Consider the following 24,109-nt stretch of genomic DNA (forward strand, 5'->3'; position numbering starts at 1 on the left):
ATCAGCTGGCCCCGCCGGCCTGCTGCAGGGTGAACGCAGCCAGATCGGCATGGAATTCGCTGTCCCCGCCACGCGTCACCTGATGCTCTAGCGTCTGCACCGGCAACTCGCCCAGAAACAACTCGCGCATGGTGCTGGCATCGGGCAGGTTGAAAGCGTTCACGACGGTATAGGCAATGCCGCAGTCCAGCAGCAGGGCTTCCTTCAATTCACGGCTGGCCTTGGTCAATGCCAGCTTGCCCGGCACATCCACGCACCCGACGACCTTGCCCTTCAAGGTGCAGACAGTGAAAGTGGCATAGAGGCCATCGAGCATTTCCAGCCATTGCTCGCTCTTGAGCCGATCATCGGCTCTGGCCTTGGCACTGCGTTTGGATGAGTTCAAATCCCGTGCCTCGTGCAGCTTGGTAAACCGCAGGATGGGAATTTTCACCACGACCGCATGGTCAGGAAAAATCTGCCTCAACGCCTGCCAGACCTCCTGTTCATTGCCATTGACAATCGGGCGGCCGCGCAACGGCCACCGCGCAGGCAAATGCAGCCTGTCGCCGTCCTTTGGGCGGCGCAGCCACCAGGCCCACAGCAATGCGCCCAATGCCATTCCGGCAAGCAGACCCACTCCCGCTGCAATGACTGTCCATTCATTCAAGATGCTTCCCCTTTGATTTTTTAGGTGTGCTGTTCCGCCATGAAGTCATGGCCAAACACAGTCACGCGTCAACTCCGTGATACACAGTCCCGCATCATGAACGACTTACAGGCAAACGGTCAACCCACTTCATGCCATTCGACTGCCGCCATTGACAATTCCCCACCCTGCAGGCCTCATCCGACGCATCAGAAACCGTCCGAATACTGCCGGTTTTTACCTGCCAGAACTCCGTTTCGGCATGGCTCTTGCTCACGTTAACATGGCATACCGCTGTAGTCGCCTGGTTTCAGGACAATCAAGCATTCCCCCATTACTCATTCAATCCCATCATGAATCTCCTGGACAAAATTGCGGCTTCGGCCGGCAGCCCTTCGTTGGCGCGTGACAACGCCCGTACCTGGAACAAGTACCTGGTACGGGTTGACAACCAGCGGTTCAGCGTCGCCGTGCCGGTGTTGCCCGTTCACTGACCACTGAACACAATCCGTCATGGAACAAGTTCTCTGGTTCGGCTGGTTTCGCGCCGACATCGTTTCCCAATACGCCACGCTGTTCTGGCACGGCCTGCAGATGACCATTGCCGTCACGCTGATCTGCATCGTGCAAGGTACGGCGCTGGGCCTGGCCGTCGGCCTGGCGCGCGTGGCCGAAGCACGCCATTCCCCGGCAAAGCAATTGTGCAAATACCTGCTGCGGTGGCCGGCAGCGGTCTATGTCAGCTTTTTCCGGGGCACGCCGCTGTTTGTGCAGATCCTGCTGATTCACTTTGCCGTCCTGCCGCTGTTCATCAATCCGTCTGACGGCCTGCTGATTTCGGGCGAAGCGGCTCGCGACCTGAAGCAGAACTACGGCGCCTTCCTGTCGGGCGTGGTGGCGCTGACGCTCAATTCGGGCGCCTACATTTCCGAGATTTTCCGGGCCGGCATCCAGTCCATCGACAAAGGCCAGGTCGAGGCCTCGCGCTCCCTGGGCATGTCGTTTCCCCGGACGATGTACCACATCGTTCTGCCGCAGGCGTTTCGCCGGATGCTGCCGCCGCTGGGCAACAACGCCATCTCGCTGCTCAAGGACTCGTCGCTGATCTCGGCGATTGGCCTGGCCGAACTGGCCTATGCGGCGCGCACGGTGGCCGGCGCCTACTCCCGCTACTGGGAGCCGTATCTCACGATTTCGCTCATGTACTGGGTGCTGACGCTGGGCCTGGCCTACGGCGTCAAACGACTGGAGGCTCGCTATGGAAGAGGTGATTCACGTTAAAGGCCTGACCAAGCTGTTTGGCAGGCATGCGGTGCTGCGCGGCATTGACTGCGCCATCAAGGCCACCGAAGTGGTGTGCGTGATCGGGCCGTCAGGCTCGGGCAAGAGCACTTTCCTTCGCTGCCTGAATGGACTGGAAGATGCATCAGGCGGCGAGGTGCTGGTGCATGGCGTGTCGGTGCATGAACCGAAAACCGATGTCGATGCGCTGCGCTCGGAAATCGGCATGGTGTTCCAGCGCTTCAACCTGTTCCCGCACAAGACCGTGCTTGAAAACATCATGCTGGCGCCGTGCAAGGTGCGCGGCCTGACCACGGCCCAGGCCCGGCTGCGCGCCAGCGAATTGCTGGAAAAAGTCGGGCTGCTGGAGAAGATCGACGCCTACCCCAATCAGTTGTCAGGCGGGCAGCAGCAGCGCGTGGCGATTGCGCGGGCGCTGGCGATGCAGCCGCGCATCATGCTGTTTGACGAACCCACTTCCGCGCTGGACCCTGAAATGGTCGGCGAGGTGCTGGCCGTCATGCAGGCGCTGGCCGAGGAAGGCATGACCATGGTGGTCGTGACGCACGAGATGGGCTTTGCCCGCCAGGTGGCCGACCGGGTGCTGTTCATCGACGAAGGCGTGGTGGTGGAAGAAGGAACGCCGGCCGCGATTTTTGACAACCCGCAGGAAGACCGGACACGCCGTTTCCTGAGCAAGGTTCTGTAGCGGTGAACGTATTTTCTGCGTGAATGCAGAAAATAATGGTCAAATATGCCTTTTGCGCAATATCCACGGGCATGAATAGCTATGTTTTGTATAGCAATCATGCAACCGGTACGGCATCAAGGCTTGCGCAGCGGCTCCAGCAGCGACGACAGGCCGTTGTGGTCAATCTCGTGCATCAGCGCCAGCAGGCGGCCGATTTCGCCCTTGGGAAAGCCTTCGCGGGCAAACCAGTTCAGGTAGTTGCCGGGCAGGTCGGCAATCAGCCTGCCCTTGTATTTGCCGAATGGCATTTCACGCTCCAGCAGCAGCTGCAAATCCTCGGGCTTCACGCTCAGCCCCCTGCCCGCTTGGCAACAAATCCCTGTTTGCCCAGCGCCAGCAACACCTGCTCGCAGTGGTCGCCCTGCACTTCGATGACGCCGTCCTTGACCGTTCCGCCCGAACCGCAGGCCGCCTTGAGCTGCTTGCCGAGCTGAACCAGCGCTAGCTCGTCCAGCGCCAGCCCGGTGACCAGCGTGACGGTTTTGCCGCCCCGGCCCTTGGTGCTTCGGGAGACACGCGCCACGCCATCGGATTTGGGCAGCGCTTTGGCCAGCTTGCAGATGCAGGCCGATGCAGGCTGGCGGCAGCCGGGGCACATTCTTCCGGCATCGGTCGAATAGACCAGGCCGGTGTTGGAAAGAGCTTTTTTCATGAGGTCAAATGTCTAAAAAGAACAACACCTGGTCCAGGGAGTTCAATTGTTGGTGATGCTGTCGGTCTCGCATGCCGCACGGATGATTCGCCGGTACGGATTGGGCTCGACATCGCGGAACTGCATCGGGCGAGGTTTGCCTTGTGAATACAGCCATCGTTGATCGGGCTCGCCCTTCCACGCCGGCTGACGGTAATAGTCAATGGAGATATAGCGGGCCGTATTGTTCGCGCAGTCAAAAAGAACTTCCGACACATAAGAGCGGTAAGGCGCGCCATCCCAGTTGACGCGGTTCGCCGAGCGGCTCACCCTGACGCGCATGATGCGCGTTTCGCCGTTGATGGAAACCGGGGTCGGGTCCACCTCGATGGTGTTGACGGTTTCATCCGCCGGGTCGCCCATGACGTTGAACCAGACCGTTTGCGCTTGCAGGGACGCACTCCACAAGCACAGCAGAAGCAATATTTTTTTCATCTGGGAGTCACTTGAATGTCGATTTTTCTTTTGTGCCGCCCGGCCCCAGTCAAGCGACAACTCAGTCACGCGTTCAGGATTAGCCTGAAATCCCGACGCGCCCTGCCCCTTCCCGGCCCGGGCACCTCCGGCCGTTGTGAATTATCAATCAAATCAGCCTCCAGACAAGCAGGCACGCGCGCCAACAGCTATGTTTTCAATAGCCCCGTCCCGACGGTTCAGGCACCTCTTCCGGGGCGGGGGCTGGAAGCTCCGCGCGCCTGGCCGGCCGTCCCTCTGGCGGCAGCAGCTCGAACGGCCTGGGCCCGGCTTGCACGTCCTGTTCCGGCCGCTGGGTGTCGGGCGCGGGCGGCGGGACGGTGATGTAGCGAATCACGGGGGCAACTGGCGCGCCTTCCTGCGGCGCCACGCCGGACTCCGGCATTGGCGTGCTGTCGGCCGGTGTCTCGCCTTCCGGCAAGGCCTCGCCGTTCGATGCGCCGCTTTCCTCGGCCGGCACGGGTTCCGCCTCGCCTGCAGCGCCTGCGCCCCATGAACGTGGCGATGCCTGCGGCGCGCCAAAACGCACCTGCTGATCGACCACCCTGTTATTGAAGGCCTGCTGGAAGAATTCGCCGACCATCGGCAGCGCGCTCTGGGCGCCCTGGCCCCAGCGGTTGCCCATGGTGATGCGGTTGTCGTTGAAGCCGACCCAGGCGCCCGCCACCAGCTGCGGGTGCATCAGGATGAACCAGCCATCGGTGTTGTCCTGCGTGGTTCCGGTCTTGCCGGCCACGTCGGCCTGGATGCCGAACCGGTAGCGAATACCGGTGCCCGTGCCCTTGTCGATCACGCCGCGCATCGCATCCAGCAGGGTTTGCGCCACCTCGACCGACATGGCGGGCTCCGGCTCCCTGGGCGCAAACCTTTCAAGCACCTTGCCGCTGCGGTCTTCAATTTGCGTGAACAGCACCGGCTCGATGTAGCCGCCGTCATTGGCAATCGTGCCGTAGGCCGTCACCATTTCCTTCAGCGTCACCGGGCTGGTTCCCAGCGCGAGCGAAGGCACTTCCTCCAGCTTGCTCTGGCGCACGCCCATCGACTTGGCCAGCGTGGCGACATGCGCCGGCCCGACCTGCTGCATGACCTGGGCGGTGATGGTGTTTTTCGAATACATCAGTCCCTGGCGCAGGCTCATGGTGGCGCCGCTGGGGCCTCCGCCATCGCTCGGCCGCCAGAAAGCCCCGTTGCCCAGCGGAATCTGCACCGCCTGGTCAACAAAGGTATCGGTCGGCCTGGCGCCATCCTCGAACGCGGCGCCGTACACAAAGGGCTTGAAGGTGGAGCCGGGCTGGCGGTGCGCCTGGCTGACATGGTCGAACTGGTCCTGCGTGAAATCGCGGCTGCCAACCCACGCCCTGACCTGCCCGTTGCGCGGGTCCAGCGCCAGGAATCCGGCCTGCAAGCGCGTCTTGTCATCGTGCAGTTTTTGCATGAAATTCGCATCCGCCTGCAGCTGCTGCAGGGCCTGCTCCGGCGTCTGGCCGGCCTCCAACGCGGCCTTGAACTCGGGCGCGGCGCGCACAAAAGCCAGCACCAGGCCCTTTTTGGCCTTCCAGCCGGCGCGCAGCCCCCACTCCGCGCTGGCCTGCTGCTGCAGCCTGTCGGCCTGGCGCGCCACGGCCTTGTTGGCCATGTCCTGCAGACGTGAATCAATCGTGGTGCGCACCACCAGCCCGTCGGCGTAAATGTTGTAGTTGTTGCGGTCGGCCCATTCAATCAGCCAGCGCTTGAGCTGCTGGGCAAAGTGAGGGGCCGGACCCAGCGTTTCGGTCTGCCGCTCGAAATCAATTTTCAGCGGCCTTTTTTGCAATGCGGCCAGCCTTGCTTCAGGCAGCTTGCCGTGCTTGACCATCTGCGACAGCACGGTGTTGCGGCGCTGCACCGAGCGCTCGGGGTTTTGCACCGGGTTGTAGTAGCTCGTGCCCTTGAGCATGCCGACCAGCGTGGCGCTTTCCAGCACGTCGAGCTTGCCGGCCGACTTGTCGAAGTAGGTGCGGGCCGCCATTTCAATGCCGTAGGCGTTGTAGAGAAACGGCACGGTGTTGAGGTAGGTCTCCAGGATCTCGTTCTTGGTATAGACCGACTCGATCTTCAAAGCCGTGATGGCCTCCCTGATCTTGCGCGTCAGCGTCGCCGAGCGGCCGATTTCCTCGGGATACAGGTTGCGCGCCAGCTGCTGCGTGAGGGTCGAGCCGCCCTGCAGGTCGCCCGTGAGGGTATGCAGGAAGGCCGAAGCCGTGCGCTTCAGGTCCATGCCGTGGTGCTGGTAGAAGCGGTGGTCTTCGGTGGCAATCAGCGCATCGATCACCTTGGGCGAAATGCCAGGCAGCTTGACCCAGTCGCGGTTGGCGCGCTTGAACACGGCCAGTTCCTTGCCATCGGACGACAGCACCACCGATGCCTTGTCGGTCTTGGCCTTGCTCAGGTCCGAAATGCTGGGGGTGAACGGAATCTGGATCAGCGTGAACACCAGCAGCAGCGCGGGGACGGCGGCCACGCCCCAGGCGATGTCGCGCCGGGTGAGGCGGCGCAGGCGGCCAGGAACAGCGGCGGCGAATTGCTTGAAGCGGGGCAAGAGCGTTTTCATTGCCGCGATTCTAGGGCGGCACCGCCTGATACATCTCCTGCAACGCAGTTACATGCGTTTTGCCTGAAGTCTTCAGCGAGGCTTGCCGGCGTTCATGAACTGCTCCAGCATCGACATTCCCTGGTTGAGCAGGTCATCGCCGTCGTCGGGCACGCCGCCCTGGGGCGTCAGCTGATTCACCATTTCAGGCAGGATTTGCGCCATGCCGCTGGAAACCTCTTCCTGGCTCACGCCCAGTTGCTGCGACAGGCGCGACAGCTCATCCATGCCGATCACGTCATTCACGGCCTGCGGCGCCAGCGCCTCGTTGGGTCCGGTCGATACCCAGGACGCGGCCTGCTGGCTGTAGCCTTTGTTCTGGAAGCGCTCCAGCACCGCCCCGATGCCGCCATTGCGCTGCACCCACTGCATGGCCAGGGGAAGCAGCAACAGCATCAGGGCGCTGCCCTTGTTGCCCAGGCCCGAACTGCCGCCGCCCAGGCCGCCGCCGGAAGATGCAGTGGACTCGGCAGAACCTCTGTTGCCGCCCAGCATTCCGCCAAGCAAGTCACCCAGACCGCCGCCCAAGCCGCCGCCCATCGGGTTTTGCTGCCCGGACTGCGCATTGCCCAGCACGCTGCCCAATATCTGCCCCAGAAAATCGTTTGCCATTTCGTCCACCATTAAAAGTTCAGAGCCACGAACATAAACCAGGGCGGCGGGCCTGCGCGTAGGCTGATGCCGCATGCCCGTGGGTCTTGCAGGCCTATTTCCGCAAAGGCCATCAAACAGGCTTCTGCACAGTCCGCGCGGGTGGCGGCTTTGCGGCCTTGGTTCTGCATAATCAGTTTCATGAGCCAAGCCCCCAAGCGCATCACCCTCGACGAAGCAGCGGCGCGGCGCATGCTGCTGGCACAAGCGATTGAAACCAGCGATACGCAGGGCAAGCTGCTCAGCCCGGTGGAGCGCGAAGAGATTGACCGCCTGGCCCTGCAGTTCGCCAGCCGGCAATCCAGCGCCAACCCGGTATCGGATGCCAATGTCCAGGCCTTCCTGGACGAACGCGCCCGTCAAGTCCTGGGTGTGGTCGAAAACCGCAACCCCGCGCTGGCGTCGCTGCAGGATCGCAGGCCATGGACGCGCTGGCTGGCCGTGGCCGCGTTCCTGGCGGCTGCCCTGTTTGGCGCGGCCACCGACCGCATCGCCAACCCGCACCGGGTTGACCTGCTGTCGCTGCCGCTGCTGGCCATCGTCGGCTGGAACCTGGCGATTTACTGCGCCCTCATCGCCAGCTATGTCCTGCAGCGGCGCAAGCAGCAACAGCCAAATCAGGAAAGACCTGCGTCCTTCATGCGCTGGGCCAACAGCTGGCGCGGCTGGCAGCGCCGCGCCGGCCAGTTGCGCGCCACGGTCACGGCCGTGTTCACGCGGCAGTGGTACGGCGCGACCGCCGCGCTGCAGACCCAGCGCTGGCGCAAGGTGCTGCACCTGGCCGCAGCCGGCTGGGCCTTTGGCATTGGCCTGTCGCTGTTTGCCCGTGGCCTGGTGGTCGAATACCGCGTCGGCTGGGAAAGCACGTTTTTGAATGCCGACCAGGTGCATGCCGCGCTGCGCGTGCTGCTCATGCCCGCCATGGCGCTGTTCCCGTTCGAGCCCTTCAGCGTTCAAGACATCGCCAGCCTGCAGTTCAGCAACGGCAGCGGCGCCATGGCCGGCGCGCGCTGGGTGTATATCTATGCCACGCTGCTGGCGGTCGTGGTGATCGTGCCGCGCCTGGCGCTGGCCTTGTATGCCCGCTGGCGCGAGCGCGTGCTGTCGCGCCGCGTCGTACTCAGCCTGAGCGATGCCTATTACCAGCGGCTGCTGGGCATGCTGAACCCCACGCGCGTCCAGTTCGGGCTGCTCGCGCTGCGGGACGAAGACCGGCATGCCTTGCTGCGCGCCATGCAGCCGCGCAAACAAACATTTTCTCCGGCTGAAAGCGCGCCCGGCGAATGGCAGCCGCTGATGCGAACCAGCACCGGCGAAGCGCTCTGGATCGCCGACATTCCGCCAGCCAGCCAGCCGCAGCAGCCGCCGCTCCAGCCGCTGAACACATCCCCCAGTTGGGCCGGCCGTGCCTTTGGCCGGCTGATGAAGCCGCGCCCTGCCGAGGCGGCCCGCCCGGTGCCCAGCCCGCAGCAAGCCGCGCATGACGACAGCGATGTCATGCTGATCGTGGTGCAGGGCGCGAGCGACCTTGAAGCGGTCCAGCCGGCGCGCAGCGAAGCGCCCAAGCCCACGCTGCTGCTGGTCAACCCACCCGCCACGGCCGACACCGGCCCCGAAGTCGCCGTTGCGCTGTGCCGCGCCAAGGCGCGCACCCTGGGCCTGCACGCCGAAGTGCTGGGGTTCGAGCAGTTTGCCCACAGCTGGGTGCAAGCCCCGGTCCTGCTCGACGCCCTGGCCCGCTGCATGCCAAGCCATAAAAAAACCGCCTTTGCCAGGCTGAGCGAAGCTTGGCTGCAGCGCAATCAGGCCCTGTTTGCGGAATCCATGCAGGTCATCGCCACACAGCTGCTGGATGCCGCCCGCGAAGTCGAGGAAGCGCGCAGCGCCCTGCCCTACGTCAAGCGACTGATCAGCACGACCGACCGGCAAGCCGATGCGCTGGCCCGAAAAGCCGCGATGGCCACGGTGGTCGAACGCCTGCAGCGCTCGGTTCGCCAGTCGCACGCCAGGCTGCTGCGCCTGCACGGCATCGACGATGCCCAAGGCATGCTGCTGGAGCAGCCGCTGAAGGAAAAGTTTGACGTGCAGGCGCCGATCAACGCAAAAGAGGCCGGCCTGGCGGGCGCAGCCACGGGCGCGGCCTCGGGCGCGTCCATCGACCTGGTGACCGGCGGCCTGACCCTGGGCGCGGCAGCCGCGCTGGGCGCGCTGATCGGCGGCGGCGCCGCGTATGCCGGAGCAGCCTGGAAGAACCGGGCCACCCCCGCCGGCACCACGCTCGTCCAGCTCAGCGACGAGATGCTGCAGGCGATGCTGGCGGCGGCGCTGCTGCGCTACCTGGCGATTGCGGACCTTGAGCGCAGCGCCACGGTTGCCAATGCCGAGTCGGGCGAAACAGCCGTTTTATGGGAAAGCCGGGTGGTGGCCGCCGTTGAGGCCAGGAAGGACAGCCTGGCGCGGTTTTGGGCCGAGGCGCGGACGCAGCCGGGACCGGGGCAAACTGCGCAAGCGCTGGGCGACGAACTGCAAAAAATCATGCGGGTGGTGCTGGACGGGTTGTTTTCAGCCAGCCAGAGCCACGGGGCGCTTTGACTTCACGAGGCATCTGGGGATTGAGCGACGACGTGAACCGCCACTTCGGTAAGTTTTTCAAGAAAAACAGGCCTTCCAGCAATACCAGCAAACCTTAATAGCTATCTTTTCAAGAGCATCTGCTCACACCCGCCCATCCCGCCGCCGCAGCACCCAGGCAAAAAACACCCCCTCCACCGCCATCACCCCGCCGCCCAGCGCCACCACGGCGCCGGTTCCGATCCGGTCGATCAGGCTGGCGGCGAGCACCACGCCAATCGACTGGCCCAAAAACAAAAACGATGAAAACAGCGACACCGCCGTGCCGCGCGCATGCGGGGCCATCTGCGTGGCGTTCGCCTGCATGGTGTTGTGAAACATGAAAAAGCCGAACCCGGCCAGCAGGCTCGCCGGAAGCGCCGGCCCCCAGTGCGGGGTGTAGGCCAGCACCAAGGCGCACACGCCCACGATGGCCCCGCCGATCAGCACCAGCCCCTGCTGGCCAAAGCGGCGAATCAGGTGGCGGCCGACAGCCATGTAGAGCATGCCGCCCAACCCGAACAGCGCCACGATGGCGCCCGCCATCGACAGCGACAGGCCGAGCGAGCGGTGCAGGTGCGATGCCCAGATGGCCAGCACGCCGAAACCGGCCGCGCCTTCGACCAGCGCCATCAGCAAGATGACGCGCGACCAGGGGCCGGTGACGATGAGCAGGGCCTGCCTGGCAAACCCATGGCGCACCACCGGCTGGCCGTGAGCCACGGCCTTCGCGGGCCTGGCCTGCTGCCGGCGCAGGTCAGCATGCATCAGCGCGCCGACCACGCCGAACAGCAGCGTCATGAAGACAAACGCCCAGCGCCAGCCCAGCGCATCGGTCAGCAAGCCGCCGGCCAGCTGACCGCCGACGATGCCCAGCGTGCTGCCCAGCCCGGTGCGGGTCAGCATTTCCTGGAGCTGGTCGGACGGCACCGAGTCGCCCACCCAGGCCATCGCCAGCGGAATCAGGGCTGCCGCGCCCAGCGCCATCAGCAGGCGCGCAAACACCAGCGCTTCAAGCGTGCCGGCGAACACGGCCAAAATGCTGCCGACGCTGCAGCCCAGCGTGGCAAAGGTGATGACTCGGAACTTGCCCAGCCGGTCGCCCAGCGGTCCGTAAAACAGCTGCGACGCGCCGTAGGTGATGGCAAACACCGACACCACCTGCGCGGCCTGCGCCAGGCTGACCGCGAACACGCGCGACAACTCGGGCAGCATGGCGTCGCAGATGCGCTGCGCCGCCATGCTGGCGAAGGTGCCCAGCGACAGCAGCAAGATGGAGCGGCGCGTGGCCGGGCTGATGCAAGAAGCGGAAATCGCCGAAGCGCTGGTTGACACGAGTGGATCGTCCGGTTGCCGCTGGCGGCTGTTTATGGATGAAAACTTATTGCAGTTGCCTCAGAATCCTGCCGAACAGCCCGTTGACGATGTTCGACAGCGGATCATTGCGCCGCTGCTGGCGCTGCTGCTGCTCCTCGGGCGGTGGCGGAGCCGGCTCGTAGCGGGTGCGCGGAATGTCGAACTCGGCGCGCTCGTCGAGCCAGCGGTTGCGAAACGCCCCCTGGAAAACCTCCCCGACGATGGGCAGCGCGCTGCGGGCGCCCTGCCCCCAGTTGCCCATCGTCACGCTGTTGTCGTTGAAGCCGACCCGGGCGCCGGCCACCAGTTGCGGGTTCATCATGATGAACCAGCCGTCAGTGTTGTCCTGCGTGGTGCCGGTCTTGCCGGCCACGTCGGCCTGGATGCCGTAGCGCTGGCGAATGGCAATGCCGGTGCCCTGGTCGATGACGCCGCGCATCACATCGACCAGCGTCAGCGAGTCGGCGCGCGGCATCGCCGGCTCAGGCTCGGTGACGGCGGCAAATTTCTCGAGGATGTTGCCCTGGTGGTCTTCGACCTGCGCCACCAGCACCGGCAGCATGTAGCGCCCGCCGTTGGCAATCGTGCCGTAGGCCGCGACCATCTCCAGCAGCGTGACCGGGCTGGTGCCCAGCGCCAGCGAAGGCACCAGGTCGAGCTTGCTCTGCCGGATTCCCATGGCTTTTGCCAATTGCCCGACCTTGGCCGGGCCGACCTGTTGCATCAGTTGGGCAGTGATGGTGTTCTTGGAATACACCAGGCCGTCGCGCAAGGTGGTCGGCAGGCCGGTGGGCGGCGTGGCATCCGTGGGCGTCCACACGTCGCCGCCCCCGGATGAAATGGCGACCGGCTGGTCAACCAGGGCGAACGACGGGCTCAGCCCCTGCATGAAGGCCGCGCCATACACGAAGGGCTTGAAGGTCGAGCCCGGCTGGCGGCGCGCCTGGCTCACATGGTCGAACTGCTCGTGGGCAAAATCGCGGCTGCCCACCCAGGCGCGCACGGCGCCGTTGCGCGGGTCCACCGCCAGGAAGCCGACCTGCAGCGCGGCGCGCTCCTGCCCGGCCTTGCGCTGGCCGTCGGCCAGCTTTTGCAGCTGCGCCATCTGCCGCGCCACGGCCTGGTTGGCCAGCTTCTGGATGTTGGCGTCCAGCGTGGTGCGCACCCGCAGGCCGTCGGAATGAATGTTGTAGCCCTTGCTGTCGGCCCAGGTGATCAGCCATTTGCGCAGGTGCTGGGCGACGTGCGGCGCGGCGCCCAGCGGCTCGACCTGGCGCTCGAAATCCAGCCGCAAGGGCCGCTTGGACAGCGCATCCAGCCGGGACGGCTCCAGCTTGCCGCGCTTGGCCATCTGCGCCAGCACCAGGTTGCGGCGCTCCTTGGCGCGCGCCGGATTGAGCACCGGGTTGTAGTAGCTCGTGCCCTTGAGCATGCCGATCAGCGTGGCGCTTTCCAGCACGTCGAGCCGGTCGGCGGACTTGTCGAAATAGGTCTGCGCCGCCATCTCGATGCCGAAGGCGTTGTAGAGAAACGGCACGGTGTTGAGGTAGGTTTCCAGGATCTCGTCCTTGGAATACACCGCCTCGATCTTCAGCGCGGTGATGGCCTCCTTGACCTTGCGCGAAATGGTGGCCGAGCGGCCGATTTCCTCGGGGTACATGTTGCGCGCCAGCTGCTGCGTGATGGTCGAGCCGCCCTGCAGGTCGCCGGTCAGCGTGCTCAGCATGGCGCCGGCGGTGCGGCGAAAGTCGATGCCATGGTGCTGGTAGAAGCGGTGGTCTTCGGTCGAAATCAGCGCGTTGACGACATGCGGCGAGATCTTGTCCAGCGTGACCCAGCGGCGGTTGATGCGCTTGTACTCGGCCAGCACCGTGCCGTTGGACGCCAGCAGCACCGACGGCACCTCGGACTTGGCCTTGCGCAGGTCGCCGATGCCGGGCGTGAAGGGAATCATCAGCAGCACGTACAGCAGCACCAGCGCCGGAAGCACGAAGGCGGCCCGGAGCGGATAGCGTTTGATGAGGCCGATGAGGCGGTGAAACTGCACAGTGGCAAACGCGGCGGCGCGCTGGAGGATAGGTAGCATGCGCAGAGTTTAAGGGGGCACGGCCTTGGCGCCGGTAGGACGGTATCGACGGGGGCGGGATGCGGCAAGCGCTGCTGTCGAGCTAGATTTTTAAGAGAAATTAGTCGTTTTCGCATGCTGCATATACACAAGCAGCTATATTTTTAATAGCAACCGTGTCGTTGCCGCGCCCAGCTGTCGCCGGGCGTTGAATCCCGTGTGCGGCGTTGGCCTACATCGCTGGCGCGGCACAGGCGTTAGGGTTCATCCATCGTCACGACACAACCCAGGAGATGGACATGACAACCCAACCCGGCGTGGAGCCCGACCGCATCGACATGAACGACCCGGCGGCACGCGCGCACTGGGCCAAAAAGCTCGACGCCACAGAGGCGCAGCTGCGCGAAGCGGTGGCGGCGGTGGGCGATGTGGCCGCCGACGTGGAAATGCACCTCAAGGGCAGCCACAGCACGACCAACGCGGATCGGATGGACGAGCTGGGCGACGCCTGAACCGCTATTCACAGCCCGCCGTCGCCGATAAAAGCGGACAGCTGCCGATGCGTGGGCAGGCCATCGGAATCGCCCGGAAACTGGACCACGCGCGCGCCGATGGCATTGCCACGGGCCACGGCATCGGCCAGCGGCCGCCCTTCAAGCAAAGCGCTGACCACCCCCACGGCAAAACCATCCCCGGCACCCACGGTATCGACCACGCGGGCCACCGGCATGGCGGCAACCGTACCGCAGCGGCCCTCGCGGTCGGCGAAGTAAGCGCCCTGCGGCCCCAGCTTGACGACCACCTGCCGCGCCCCCAGGGCAAGGTAGAAGTCGGCGATGCCCTCGGCGCTGTCGCGTCCCGTGAGCAAGCGGCCCTCTGCCAGGCCGGGCAGCACGGTGCCGGCGGTTTCTGCGGCCAGCGCGTTCAGGCAATCGGCCATGGCTTGCGGCGAAGGCCACAAGCGCGGGCGCAAATTGGGGTCAAAGGAAATGGAGGCGCCGGCCTGGCGCGCCTGCCTGGCCAGGGTGAAGACCAGTTCGCGCGTCGTTTCAGACAAGGCTGGCGTGATGCCGGTCAGGTGCAGATGGCGGGCCGGGAAACGCCCTTGCGCGTCCAGGCCCGGCAAATCCGCCAGCCCCAGGTGGCTGGCCGCAGAGCCGCGCCGGAAATACTCGACCTGCGGATCGCTCCCGTCCTCGCTGCGGGTCTTCATCATGAAACCCGTCGGGTGCGCATCGTCGATGGCCACATGGCGGCAGTCGATGCCCTCGCGGGCCATCTCGTCCAGCAAAAAACGCCCGAAGGAGTCACGGCCGACCCGGCTGACGTAAGCCACGCGCATACCAAGGCGCGCCAGCCCGGTGGCGACATTGAGTTCGGCGCCCGCCGTGACGCGGTGGTAGTCGTTGACGCCGGACAGGTCGCCCGGCTGCACGGCGGCGAAAAGCGCCATGGGCTCGCCCACCGTGAGGACGTCGAAAAGTGGGTTGGACATAGGCTGGCTCACATCACGGCTCCGAGTTGCCACGGCAGGAACTCGTTGTCGCCCAGGCCGTTTTGCTCGCTTCGCGTCGCGGCGCCGGAGGCTGTCTCCAGCATCAGCCGGAACAGCGCTTCGCCGGTCTCGGCAATGCTGGCCTGGCCATCGACGATAGCGCCGCAGTCGAAGTCCATGTCCAGCTGCATGCGCTGGAACATGGGCGTGTTGGTCGCCAGTTTCAGGGAGGGCGTGGGTTTGCAGCCGTAGGTGGAACCGCGCCCCGTGGTGAAACAGATCAGGTTGGCGCCGCCGGCCACCTGCCCGGTGGCGGACACCGGGTCATAGCCGGGCGTGTCCATGAACACCAGACCCTGCGCGTGCACCGGCTCGGCGTATTCCAGCACGTCCATCAGCCGGCTGCTGCCAGCCTTGGCCACGGCACCGAGCGATTTTTCCAGGATGGTGGTGATGCCGCCCGCCTTGTTGCCGGGGGACGGATTGTTGTTCAGGTCGCCGCCATGCAGCGCCGCATACGCTTCCCACCACTGCAGGCGGTGCATCAGCTTGTCGGCAACGGCGGGCGATACGGCCCGGTGGGTCAGCAAATGCTCGGCGCCGTAAATCTCAGGCGTTTCCGACAGGATGGCCGTGCCGCCGTGGCGCACCAGCAAGTCCACGGCCGCGCCCAGTGCCGGGTTGGCGCTGATGCCGGAGTAACCGTCCGAGCCGCCGCATTGCAGCCCCACCACCAGATGGCTCAAAGGCACGGGCTCGCGCTGCGCCAGGTTGGCGGTTTGCAGCATGTCCTGCAGCAGCAGCTTGCCCTGCGCGATGGTTTCGCGCGTGCCGCCTTCGTCCTGAATCGTCAGCGTGGCAAACATGCCCGGCGCGCGGGCCTGCAGCGTTTGCACCAGCGGCGCGATCTGGTTGACCTCGCAGCCCAGGCCGATGACCAGCACGCCGGCAAAGTTCGGATGGTTGGCATAGCCGCGCAGGGTGCGCTGCAGCAGTTCCAGGCCTTCGCCGTTGCCGCCCATGCCGCAGCCGCTGCCGTGGGTGATGGCCACCACGCCATCGACGTTGGGAAAACCGGCCAGCGCATCGCCCCGGAACGCATCGGCAATATGGCGGCATACGGTCGCCGAACAGTTCACGCTGGAGATCACGCCCAGGTAGTTGCGCGTGGCCACGCGCCCGTCCTGGCGCACAAAACCCTGAAAGCGCAGCGAGTCGTCCGGCGCAGGCGGGGCAAGCAGCGCCGCGCCGGCAGCCAGGTCGCCGGCTGACGACACCATCCCGACGTTGTGCACATGGACATGCTCGCCGACGGCAATGTCGGCGGTTGCAACGCCGATGGGCTGGCCGTACTTGCGCACGATGGCGCCGGCGGCGATGGCCTGCAGGGCGACCTTGTGGCCTGACGCAATGGCTTCGCGCACGGTCAGCGAGGCGCCCGCCAGGGTGATCTGCGCCCCGGCCTCGATGGCGTGGCGGGCAACCGCGACATTGTCATCGGCGGACAGCTGGATGGCGGGCGGAACGGGCAAGGAAGAATTCATGGCGGGCGAAAGGTTGAAGGGATGAGATTTTTTGCCGGCGTCAGGCCGTCGCCAGCGCGGCCCGCAAGCGGGTTTGGGCGAGGCTGTGGAGCCCCAGTTCCTGCGCAAGGGCGACGACGGGGCCGAGGCGGCGCAGCTTTTTCTGCGCATGGTTTTGCGCAATGTCGGCGATGCGGTGGTTCAGGAACGGGTTTTCAAACCGTTCCCGCAACTGGACCCGATAGGCCTCGGCATCGGCGCGCTGGCCCAATGCGTCGAACACCGGCACGATGTCTTCGGCCCACAGGGCTTCGAGTTCGGCGCGCTGCTCGGGGTCGGCCATGGCCTCTCGCACGGTCTGTTCGGTCGGGCGGCCCAGCGCGGCCCAGCGTTCGGCAAGATAGGTGTGACCGGCGTTGAGCAAAAAGAGCTTGAGGCGTTCGTGGTGGTCCAGGTCGTCGGTCAGCACGATGGCCGGATGCCGGCAAGGCAGCACCAGGCCGGGCTGGCGCTCAATCGCCCACAGCGCATAGGGCTCGGCCACGGCGCCGACGGGCTGCAGCGCTTCCGACACAATGCGGTCCACCAGGGAGTTGGCCCAGACGCAGTGCGCCTTCAGCCAGTCCGCAAAGCCGTCGGGCAGGCCCCAGCGCCGTGCGAGGGAAATGACCAGGTCGCGCAGCACATCGCCGTTGCGCTCGATCAGCTCGCAGGGCAGCAGGGTCAGCGGCGCGTCAAGGCGCTGCTGCCAGCGGCCGTGCAGCAACACCAGCAGCTTGGCAGGGAAACTGGCCGGCGCCGCATGGCCGGGCGCCAGCAGCGCAGCCCCTTCGGCGTCGTCCGCGTCGTCGAGCTGGTAGCCGCGGTCGGCGGTGTTGGAGACAATGACCTGCACCTCGCGGGCAACGGCTTGGCGCAGCGCCGGCCAGTGCGTGGCCGCATGCAGCGCTTCGCGCACGGCCATGCATTGCACCGCCCTGTCGATGCGCTGGCCATCGGCCAGGCCGCGAATGCGCACCGGGTAACCGGCGCCGCTGGCCAGCGCGGCCACGCGGACCGTGCTGGCCGGGCTGCTGGTGGTTTGCACGACGGTGATGCCACCCAGGGCCGAGCCGGCGCCGTCTTCCTCGTTCAAGGCCTGGGAGACAAACAGATCGACATGCGCCTGCATGAAGCGGCTGGTGCCGAACTGGAGGATAGGCTGGGCCATGGCGCTCAGACCTCGACGATGGCCTTGACCACGCCTGCGGCGGGGTCCAGCAGCCGGACGAAATCGGTTGGGACATCGGCCAGCTTGAGCCGGTGGGTGTTCAGCGCCGCCGTGGGAACCTGGCCCGCGCGCATGGCGGCGAGCACGGTTTCAAAGTCTTCCGTGGTCGCGTTGCGGCTGCCCAGCAGGGTCGTTTCGCGCTTGTGGAATTCGGGGTCGGAAAACGTGATGGTGTCGCGCACCACGGAAATCAGCACGTAGGTGCCGCCGTGGGCGACAAACCTGAAGCCGCGCTCGATGGCTTTGCCGTTGCCCGTGGCGTCGAACACCACGTCGAAAAACTCGCCGTTCGTGGCGGCGCCAAGCGCGGCCTCGTCGTCGGCGCCCAGCGCCACCGCACCGGCAACGCCCAGTTCGCGCACGCAGAAATCAAGCCGGTCCTGGCGCGAGTCCAGCGCCGTCACGACCGCGCCGCGCAGCCGGGCAAAGACCATCGCCGCCATGCCGATGGGACCGGCGCCCACCACCAGCACGCGCTGGCCCGCCTGCACATCGCCACGGCGCACGCCGTGCGCGCCGATGGCCAAAAACTCGATCATCGCGGCCTGGTCGAGCGTCACGCCTTCGGCCTTGTGCACGAACTGCTCGGGCAGCGACAGGTATTCGGTGAACGCGCCATCGCGGTGCACGCCCAGCACCTGGATGTTGACGCAGCAGTTGGTCTTGCCCTGGCGGCACGCCACGCAGGTTCCGCAGGAAAGGTAGGGCATCACGTACACCTCGTCGCCCGCCGCCAGCCGTCCCCCGGGCGCCGCCTCTTCGATCACGCCCGAAAACTCGTGGCCCATGACACGCGGGTACTGCAAAAACGGCTGGTTGCCGGTGTAGATATGCAGGTCGGTGCCGCAGACGCCGACACGCCGCACGCGCAGCAGCACTTCGCCGTCGCCACGCACAGGGCGCTCGCGTTGCTCGGCGCGCAGGGTTCCAGGGGTGTCACAGGTCACAGTCAGCATGTCGGTTCTCGCAGGGGGTTAAAAGGAATGGCAGGAAAGATGAGGCGTCCAGGGCAGCGCTTTAGCCGTTTAGCCGCCGTGGTATTTCTTGTAGATGGCGGTCAGCTTGCCGTTCTGGGTGTTCTTGGTGACCCAGTCATTCAGCCAGGCCTTGAGTTCCGGCTCGTTCTTGCGCATGCCGATGCCCAGCGGCACGGTTTGCATGACGAACTTGGTGACCAGGTCTTTTTGCGGTGACTTGCCCAGCACCGCATTCACGATGGCCGGCGAGGTGGCGATGATGTCGGCCTGACCGCTGACGGCGGCCGTCACCAGCGTGGCGTCGTCGTCATAACGGACCATTTGCGCGCCCTTGGCGCCCAGGGTGGCGACACGGTCGTTGTTGGAGCCGCGCGTCGTGGCGACACGCTTGCCCTGCAGGTCGTCGAAGCCCTTGATGCTGACCGCCTTGGGGCCGGCCACCACCGCCAGAATCTGGGCATAGGGCGTGGAAAAATCAACCACCTTCTCGCGCTCGGGCGTCACCGACAGCGAAGCAACGACGATGTCGGCCTTGCCGGTCTGCAGAAACGGGATGCGGTTCGGGCTGGTGGTCTGCACCATTTCCAGCGCCACGCCCAAGTCCTGGGCCAGCAGCTGGGCGGTCTCGACATCGGAGCCGACGGGCTTGAGCGCATCGTCAACGAAGCCGTAAGGCGGTGAGCCCGTGTCCACGGCGATGCGGATCTTCTTGGCTTCGCGGATGTCCTTGAGCAAATCGGCATGGGCGGCGCCGGCAAAGGCAAATAGGGCGGCACCAGCCAGGGCGGTGCGCAGGAAAAGGGAAGTCTTCTTCATGTGACAAGTCTCCAGTTGAAATAAAAATACGTGGGGGCGGGAAAATTCAAGGATGCGTCAGAGGCCGTTGCCAATGAAATCGCGCAGTTCGGGGGTGGTGGGTGCGTCGAGCATCGCGGCAGGACCGCGTTCCCAGACACGGCCCTGGTGCATGAAGATGACCTCGTCGGCCACCTTGCGCGCAAACGCCATCTCATGGGTGACCAGGATCATGGTCATGCCGTCCTGGGCCAGGCCTTCCATGACGCGCAGCACCTCGCCGGTCAGCTGGGGGTCCAGCGCCGAGGTCACTTCGTCAAACAGCATGAGCTGCGGCGCCATGGCCAGCGACCGCGCGATGGCCACGCGCTGCTGCTGGCCGCCCGAGAGCTGCGACGGGTAGCAGGTGGCCTTTTCGGCCAGGCCGACTTGCGCCAGCACCTTCGCGGCATTCTGGCGCGCCGCATCGCGGCTGGTTTTTTGCACCAGGCGCGGCGCCAGCATGATGTTCTCCTCGACCGTCAGGTGAGGAAACAGGTTGTAACTCTGGAACACGATGCCCACATCGCGGCGCAACTGGTGCAGGTTCAGCCCCGGCGAGGTCACCTCGTGCTCGCCAACCCGGATGCGGCCGCTGTCCACGATCTCCAGCCGGTCAATGCAGCGCAGCGCGGTGCTCTTGCCCGATCCGCTGCGGCCGATGATGGCGACCACCGACCCGGGGTTGACCGAGAAGGACACGTCCTCCAGGACACGGGTCGATCCAAAGCTCTTGAAAACATGCTCGACTTCAACGATTGGCAACATTAAAACTCCTCTCCAGGCGACGGCTCAGCAACGACAGCGGGTAACACAACGCGAAATACAGCGCGGCGACGATGACAAAAATAACAAAGGGCTCGAAGGTCGAGTTGTTGATGATCTGGCCGGCCCGGGCCAGCTCGACGAAACCGATAGCCGAGGCCAGCGAGGTGTTCTTGACGATCTGCACCATGAAGCCGACCGTGGGCGGCGTCGCGATCTTCACCGCCTGCGGCAAGATGACATGCAGCAGTTGCTGGTGCCATCTCAAGCCCAGGCACTCTGCGGCCTCGAACTGGGTGCGTGGCACCGATTCAATGCAGCCGCGCCAGATTTCACCCAGGTAGGCCGACACGTAGATCGACAGCGCCAGCGCTGCTGCTGCCAGGGGACTGACGTTGATGCCGAGTGACGGCAGGCCGAAATAGGCCAGCGGCAGCAGCACCAGCAGCGGCAAGCCCTGGATCAGCTTGATGTACAGCGAGACGGCCGTGCGCGTGGCGCGCCAGCCGTACAGCCGTCCCAGCGCCACCGCAAACCCCAGCAGGCCGCCGCCAATGAAGGCCAGCACCGACAGCCCCACCGTCCAGAGCAGGCCATCGAACAAAAACTTCAAGTGCGCAAGATTAAGGAAGCCCATGAAATGTTTTCCTTACAGAGGTGTGCCAAGGCGCCGGAGCCGTGGAAAGGCCACCATCGCGATGAGCCAGAAAATGGCCCGCATGACCAGCGACATCAGCAGGTAGGCGCCAGCCACGATCAGGTAGGTTTCGACCGAGCGGAAGGTGTCCGACTGGATGCGGTTGGCCACTGCGGTCAGCTCCTCGGCCGATATCTGCGAGCAAATGGACGAGGCCAGCATCAGCAGCACGTACTGGCTGGTGAGCGCCGGATAGACGCGCTCGATGGCCGGCGGCAGCACCACATGGCGCAGGGTCTGCCAGCGCGACAGCGCCATGCATTCGGCCGCTTCCATCTGGCCGCGCGGAATGGAGTCGATGCCGGCGCGCACGATCTCGCTGGTGTAGGCGCCGACATTGACGACCAGCGCAATCGTCGCCGCCGTGAAGGCCCCGACCTGCAGGCCCAGCGACGACAGGCCGAAATAGACGATGAAGATCTGGACCAGCAAGGGCGTGTTGCGAATCAGCTCGACATAGGCGCTGGCGACACGCGCCAGCCACACCGAATGGCCGGTTTTAGTGAGCGCGCAGAACACGCCCAGCAAAAAACCGAACACGGTCGCCGACAGGGACAGCGCCAGGGTGGTCCAGGCGCCCGCCAGCAACTCCGGCCAATAGGCCAGCGGCGCGCTGAAATCAAGGGAATAGTGCAAGTGGGTTCTCCGCTCGCGGCCTTGGGTTGGGGCTATCCCATAACCTCTGCCTGCGATATTTGGTAAGGCCAATTTTGCACGAATCGAAAGATTGGCCTTACCGTATAAACCCTAACAAACCCGTAATTACTTAAAATATCACTTTATTTTTCACGACTATTCGACCTGACACTGGAAGCAGGCACAAGAATCGCGGTAATGTAAGAAGCAAGACATTGGCCTGCTCTTGCTTTCGGTCAGGCCAATGTGGCCTGACCAAATAGTGCTCAATCTACAACTCACTTTCTTGAAAATGCGCCGCATGATGGAAACAACGGAAAACATGGAACCCCTTCGGCAGGTCGAAACACGTCGCCTGTACCAGCAGATTGCAGACCGGGTGCGCACGCTGATCCAGCGGGGCAACTATCCGGCGGGCAGTCGCCTGCCGCCCGAGCGGGATCTGGCCCAGCAATTGGGCGTGTCGCGCCCTTCGCTGCGCGAGGCGCTGATTGCTCTGGAAATCGAAGGCAGCGTCGAAATCCGCATGGGCTCGGGCGTCTATGTCTGCAGCCGCGCCCTGCGCCGGCCCGGCCTGGCCGTGGCCATGGGCGAAAGTCCGGCCGAACTGATGCAGGCGCGCAGCGCGGTCGAAGGCGCTGTCGCGTCCCTGGCTTGCGCCAACGTCACGCCAGAAGGTCTGGCACGGGTTCAGGCGGCCGTCGAGGCCATGCGGGAAGACATTGCAATGGGCCGCGACGTCTTGGAGCACGACCGGCAGTTCCATGTCTGCATCGCCGAGATGAGCGGCAACTCGGTACTGGCGAGCCTGGTCGGCACCCTGTTCGATGAGCGGCAAAGCCCGCTGGCCTCCCACATGCGAAACCGGCTCGAAGGCCAGCAAACATGGCACGCCGCGCTGAGCGAACACGAACAGATCCTGCGCTGCCTGGCGCAACGCGATCCCCTGGCGGCCGAATCGGCGATGCGCTCCCATATACGGGCAGCGGCGGACCGCTGGGTGATTCCTTGAGCGGCCACACCGGCTTTTTCAGCTGCAAAACCGGATGCGGGAAAGAATGACGGGCGCCCATTCACTTCCTTTTTTGCTGCGGTTTTCATAGCAATCTGCGCATGCAGGGCGTGCGCAAAAGCCTTATTTTGCTTAAAAAATCCGCTGCAAGGCCGTTACAGCATCATGGCGCCCCACAATCAAACCGCCCGCCCCAGCCTGGCGATGCCCTCTTCAATCTTGCCCACGTCCGCCGTGGCAAAACTCAGCCTGAAGGTGGCCAGGTCGGGATTCGCCGCATAAAACGGCGCACCGGGCACGAAGGCGACGAGCTGCTCGATGGCCTTTTTGGCGAATTCGCCGGCGTCCCGTGTCTTGCCGCCCTCACCGGTCAGGCTGGCCCAGAAGAACAGGCCGCCCTGAGGCTGCTCGAACGCCACGGCCGCGCCGAGTTCGCGCTTCAAGGCATTGCCCATGGCGGCGGCTCGCTGGCCGTACACCTTGCGCACATGGGCCAGCGTGGCGGGCATGCGGCCGGCCTTCAGGTACTGCGAAGCCGTGGCCTGGGCAAAGGTGCTGGTGTGCGCGTCGCTGAACTGCTTGCACATCACGGCATTGGCCAGCAGCGCGGGCGGGGCAATCATCCAGCCGATGCGCAGGCCGGGCGACAGCACCTTGCTGAGCGAGCCGCAATGGGCGAGCAGCTCGCGGCTGCCCGGCACGCTGTCGCTCAGCGACAGCAGCGAAGGCGGCGGCGCTTCGCCAAAATACAGGTCGCCGTAGGGGTCGTCCTCGACCACCAGCGTCTGGTGCCTGACGGCCATTTCCAGCACCTGCCGTCGCCGCTCCAGGGTCAGCAGCGCACCGCTCGGGTTGCCGAAGGTCGGAATCAGGTACACGAACTTGGGTTTGTGCTCGGCAATCAGCCACTCCAGCTCATCGGTCTTCACGCCATGCGCGTCAATCGGTGCGCTGATGACTTGCGCGCCGTACAGGCGAAAGCACTGGATGGTCGCCAGGAAGGTCGGGCCTTCGACGATCACCTTGTCGCCTGGATTGATCAGGGTCTTGCCCAGCAAATCCAGCGCCTGCTGGCTGCCGGTGGTGACGATCAGGCCCTCGGGCTGCACGGTCACGCCCTTGCCGGCCATGAAGCTGCTCAGCTGCTCGCGCAGCGGGCCGTAGCCTTCGGTCGCGCCGTATTGCAGCGCGCCGCCGGGCTCTTCATTCAGCGCCTTGCTGCTGGCTTCCTTGATGCCCTCGATGTCAAACATGGCCGGGTCTGGAAAGCCGCCGGCAAAGCTGATGATGCCGGGCTTGCCGAGCAGCTTGAAGAGTTCGCGGATGGCGGAGGTTTCCACGTTGTTGAGGCGGTCGGCGAATTGCATGGGAGCCCTGTAAAGATGAATTGGCAATGGCTAATGGTAACCAAGGTTTCCGGGTGAAAGCCGCCGGGCAGACCCGTAGCCGGCCCCGATGCAACTCCAGCATGGACCCATGCTCTTTGCCTCTGGTAGTCCCCCCGGAATCACAAGCCAGGCCTAGAATCTTGCGTACCAACAAGAACTGCGGAGACACCGTCAACCACCCCACCCTAAAGGATGGGGCTTGAAAGGTGAAAGCCTTGAAAGCCCAGGTTGACCAGACCCAGAAAGGAATTTAAAAAACCAATCTACGTTGCCTACAGGTTATCGGACCAACGGCAGGATGCTTCTCCAGTCCTGCCCTCTTGAAGCCGCATCAGCAGACAAGCTTTGGGTAAGCGCGAAACGGGATGCGGCAGTT

23 protein-coding genes are annotated in these 24,109 nt (G+C 64.7%); 6 read left to right on the plus strand and 17 right to left on the minus strand.

All coding sequences use genetic code 11. From position 1 onward, the window contains the following. Position 1: 1 nt before the first annotated feature. Positions 2 to 649, minus strand: coding sequence for a DUF2726 domain-containing protein (locus PNAP_RS10315; protein ID WP_157040257.1), 648 nt, complete (start codon positions 647 to 649; stop codon positions 2 to 4). Positions 650 to 981: 332 nt separating this feature from the next. Here PNAP_RS10315 and PNAP_RS26910 point away from each other — a divergent pair, with 332 nt between their 5' ends. The 3 genes from PNAP_RS26910 to PNAP_RS10325 are packed head-to-tail and all read left to right on the plus strand — an operon-like array spanning position 982 to position 2,618. After that, positions 982 to 1,122, plus strand: coding sequence for a hypothetical protein (locus PNAP_RS26910; RefSeq protein WP_157040258.1), 141 nt, complete (start codon positions 982 to 984; stop codon positions 1,120 to 1,122). Between the two features lie 19 nt (positions 1,123 to 1,141). Continuing rightward, complete coding sequence (locus tag PNAP_RS10320; protein ID WP_011801445.1) at positions 1,142 to 1,909, plus strand: amino acid ABC transporter permease; 768 nt, start codon at positions 1,142 to 1,144, stop codon at positions 1,907 to 1,909. Next, positions 1,887 to 2,618, plus strand: a complete 732-nt coding sequence (locus tag PNAP_RS10325) for an amino acid ABC transporter ATP-binding protein (protein WP_011801446.1) — start codon at positions 1,887 to 1,889, stop codon at positions 2,616 to 2,618. Before PNAP_RS10320 ends, PNAP_RS10325 begins: the two co-directional genes overlap by 23 nt. 116 nt (positions 2,619 to 2,734) lie before the next feature. Here the strand turns inward: PNAP_RS10325 and PNAP_RS10330 are convergent, their stop codons facing one another. The 5 genes from PNAP_RS10330 to PNAP_RS10350 all read right to left on the minus strand — a co-directional run bounded on the left by PNAP_RS10330 (position 2,735) and on the right by PNAP_RS10350 (position 7,066). Beyond that, the gene (locus tag PNAP_RS10330) at positions 2,735 to 2,947 is read right to left on the minus strand and encodes a DUF3820 family protein (RefSeq protein ID WP_011801447.1); all 213 of its coding nucleotides are present in this window, start codon (positions 2,945 to 2,947) and stop codon (positions 2,735 to 2,737) included. 2 nt (positions 2,948 to 2,949) lie between these two features. Further along, complete coding sequence (locus tag PNAP_RS10335; protein ID WP_011801448.1) at positions 2,950 to 3,312, minus strand: translation initiation factor Sui1; 363 nt, start codon at positions 3,310 to 3,312, stop codon at positions 2,950 to 2,952. A 42-nt stretch (positions 3,313 to 3,354) separates the two neighbouring features. Next, positions 3,355 to 3,786 (minus strand): surface-adhesin E family protein, encoded by a 432-nt coding sequence (locus PNAP_RS10340; protein ID WP_011801449.1) that lies wholly within the window; start codon positions 3,784 to 3,786, stop codon positions 3,355 to 3,357. Between the two features lie 196 nt (positions 3,787 to 3,982). Next, on the minus strand, positions 3,983 to 6,415 hold the full coding sequence (locus PNAP_RS10345; protein WP_011801450.1) for a penicillin-binding protein 1A: 2,433 nt from the start codon (positions 6,413 to 6,415) through the stop codon (positions 3,983 to 3,985). Between the two features lie 72 nt (positions 6,416 to 6,487). Further along, entirely contained in the window at positions 6,488 to 7,066 is a 579-nt protein-coding gene (locus PNAP_RS10350) for a YidB family protein (RefSeq protein WP_011801451.1), read from the minus strand. A gap of 180 nt (positions 7,067 to 7,246) precedes the next feature. On the opposite strand from PNAP_RS10350, the gene PNAP_RS24950 reads away from it, so the two are divergent. Continuing rightward, positions 7,247 to 9,697 (plus strand): DUF3482 domain-containing protein, encoded by a 2,451-nt coding sequence (locus PNAP_RS24950; protein ID WP_049763665.1) that lies wholly within the window; start codon positions 7,247 to 7,249, stop codon positions 9,695 to 9,697. A gap of 123 nt (positions 9,698 to 9,820) precedes the next feature. Here the strand turns inward: PNAP_RS24950 and PNAP_RS10360 are convergent, their stop codons facing one another. Next, positions 9,821 to 11,050 (minus strand): MFS transporter, encoded by a 1,230-nt coding sequence (locus PNAP_RS10360; protein WP_011801453.1) that lies wholly within the window; start codon positions 11,048 to 11,050, stop codon positions 9,821 to 9,823. A gap of 46 nt (positions 11,051 to 11,096) precedes the next feature. Further along, the gene (locus PNAP_RS10365; RefSeq protein WP_011801454.1) at positions 11,097 to 13,157 is read right to left on the minus strand and encodes a penicillin-binding protein 1A; all 2,061 of its coding nucleotides are present in this window, start codon (positions 13,155 to 13,157) and stop codon (positions 11,097 to 11,099) included. A 278-nt stretch (positions 13,158 to 13,435) separates the two neighbouring features. On the opposite strand from PNAP_RS10365, the gene PNAP_RS10370 reads away from it, so the two are divergent. Next, on the plus strand, positions 13,436 to 13,648 hold the full coding sequence (locus tag PNAP_RS10370; RefSeq protein WP_011801455.1) for a DUF3606 domain-containing protein: 213 nt from the start codon (positions 13,436 to 13,438) through the stop codon (positions 13,646 to 13,648). 8 nt (positions 13,649 to 13,656) lie between these two features. Here the strand turns inward: PNAP_RS10370 and PNAP_RS10375 are convergent, their stop codons facing one another. The 8 genes from PNAP_RS10375 to PNAP_RS10410 form a co-directional block, all read right to left on the minus strand. Continuing rightward, on the minus strand, positions 13,657 to 14,631 hold the full coding sequence (locus tag PNAP_RS10375) for a sugar kinase (protein WP_011801456.1): 975 nt from the start codon (positions 14,629 to 14,631) through the stop codon (positions 13,657 to 13,659). 8 nt (positions 14,632 to 14,639) lie between these two features. Then, positions 14,640 to 16,175, minus strand: coding sequence for a UxaA family hydrolase (locus PNAP_RS10380; RefSeq protein WP_011801457.1), 1,536 nt, complete (start codon positions 16,173 to 16,175; stop codon positions 14,640 to 14,642). A 40-nt stretch (positions 16,176 to 16,215) separates the two neighbouring features. Next, positions 16,216 to 17,364 carry a mannitol dehydrogenase family protein gene (locus tag PNAP_RS10385; RefSeq protein ID WP_011801458.1) on the minus strand — a complete coding sequence of 383 codons (1,149 nt, stop codon included), beginning with the start codon at positions 17,362 to 17,364 and terminating at the stop codon, positions 16,216 to 16,218. 5 nt (positions 17,365 to 17,369) lie between these two features. Then, on the minus strand, positions 17,370 to 18,380 hold the full coding sequence (locus PNAP_RS10390) for a zinc-binding alcohol dehydrogenase family protein (protein WP_011801459.1): 1,011 nt from the start codon (positions 18,378 to 18,380) through the stop codon (positions 17,370 to 17,372). A 69-nt stretch (positions 18,381 to 18,449) separates the two neighbouring features. Beyond that, positions 18,450 to 19,217 (minus strand): transporter substrate-binding domain-containing protein, encoded by a 768-nt coding sequence (locus PNAP_RS10395; protein WP_011801460.1) that lies wholly within the window; start codon positions 19,215 to 19,217, stop codon positions 18,450 to 18,452. A gap of 57 nt (positions 19,218 to 19,274) precedes the next feature. Continuing rightward, a complete protein-coding gene (locus PNAP_RS10400) occupies positions 19,275 to 20,003 on the minus strand; it encodes an amino acid ABC transporter ATP-binding protein (protein WP_011801461.1) in 729 nt (242 codons plus the stop codon). Continuing rightward, positions 19,987 to 20,637, minus strand: a complete 651-nt coding sequence (locus PNAP_RS10405; RefSeq protein ID WP_011801462.1) for an amino acid ABC transporter permease — start codon at positions 20,635 to 20,637, stop codon at positions 19,987 to 19,989. The genes PNAP_RS10400 and PNAP_RS10405 overlap by 17 nt, the downstream gene beginning before the upstream one ends. 12 nt (positions 20,638 to 20,649) lie before the next feature. Next, positions 20,650 to 21,333 (minus strand): amino acid ABC transporter permease, encoded by a 684-nt coding sequence (locus PNAP_RS10410; protein ID WP_011801463.1) that lies wholly within the window; start codon positions 21,331 to 21,333, stop codon positions 20,650 to 20,652. A gap of 322 nt (positions 21,334 to 21,655) precedes the next feature. On the opposite strand from PNAP_RS10410, the gene PNAP_RS10415 reads away from it, so the two are divergent. Further along, positions 21,656 to 22,345, plus strand: a complete 690-nt coding sequence (locus PNAP_RS10415; RefSeq protein ID WP_157040259.1) for a FadR/GntR family transcriptional regulator — start codon at positions 21,656 to 21,658, stop codon at positions 22,343 to 22,345. Between the two features lie 179 nt (positions 22,346 to 22,524). Here PNAP_RS10415 and PNAP_RS10420 read toward each other — a convergent pair whose 3' ends face one another. Next, a complete protein-coding gene (locus tag PNAP_RS10420) occupies positions 22,525 to 23,712 on the minus strand; it encodes an aminotransferase-like domain-containing protein (protein WP_011801465.1) in 1,188 nt (395 codons plus the stop codon). Between the last annotated feature and the right edge of the window lie 397 nt (positions 23,713 to 24,109).

This window comes from Polaromonas naphthalenivorans CJ2 (genome assembly GCF_000015505.1).
In the GTDB taxonomy this organism is placed as follows: Bacteria; Pseudomonadota; Gammaproteobacteria; order Burkholderiales; family Burkholderiaceae_C; genus Polaromonas; species Polaromonas naphthalenivorans.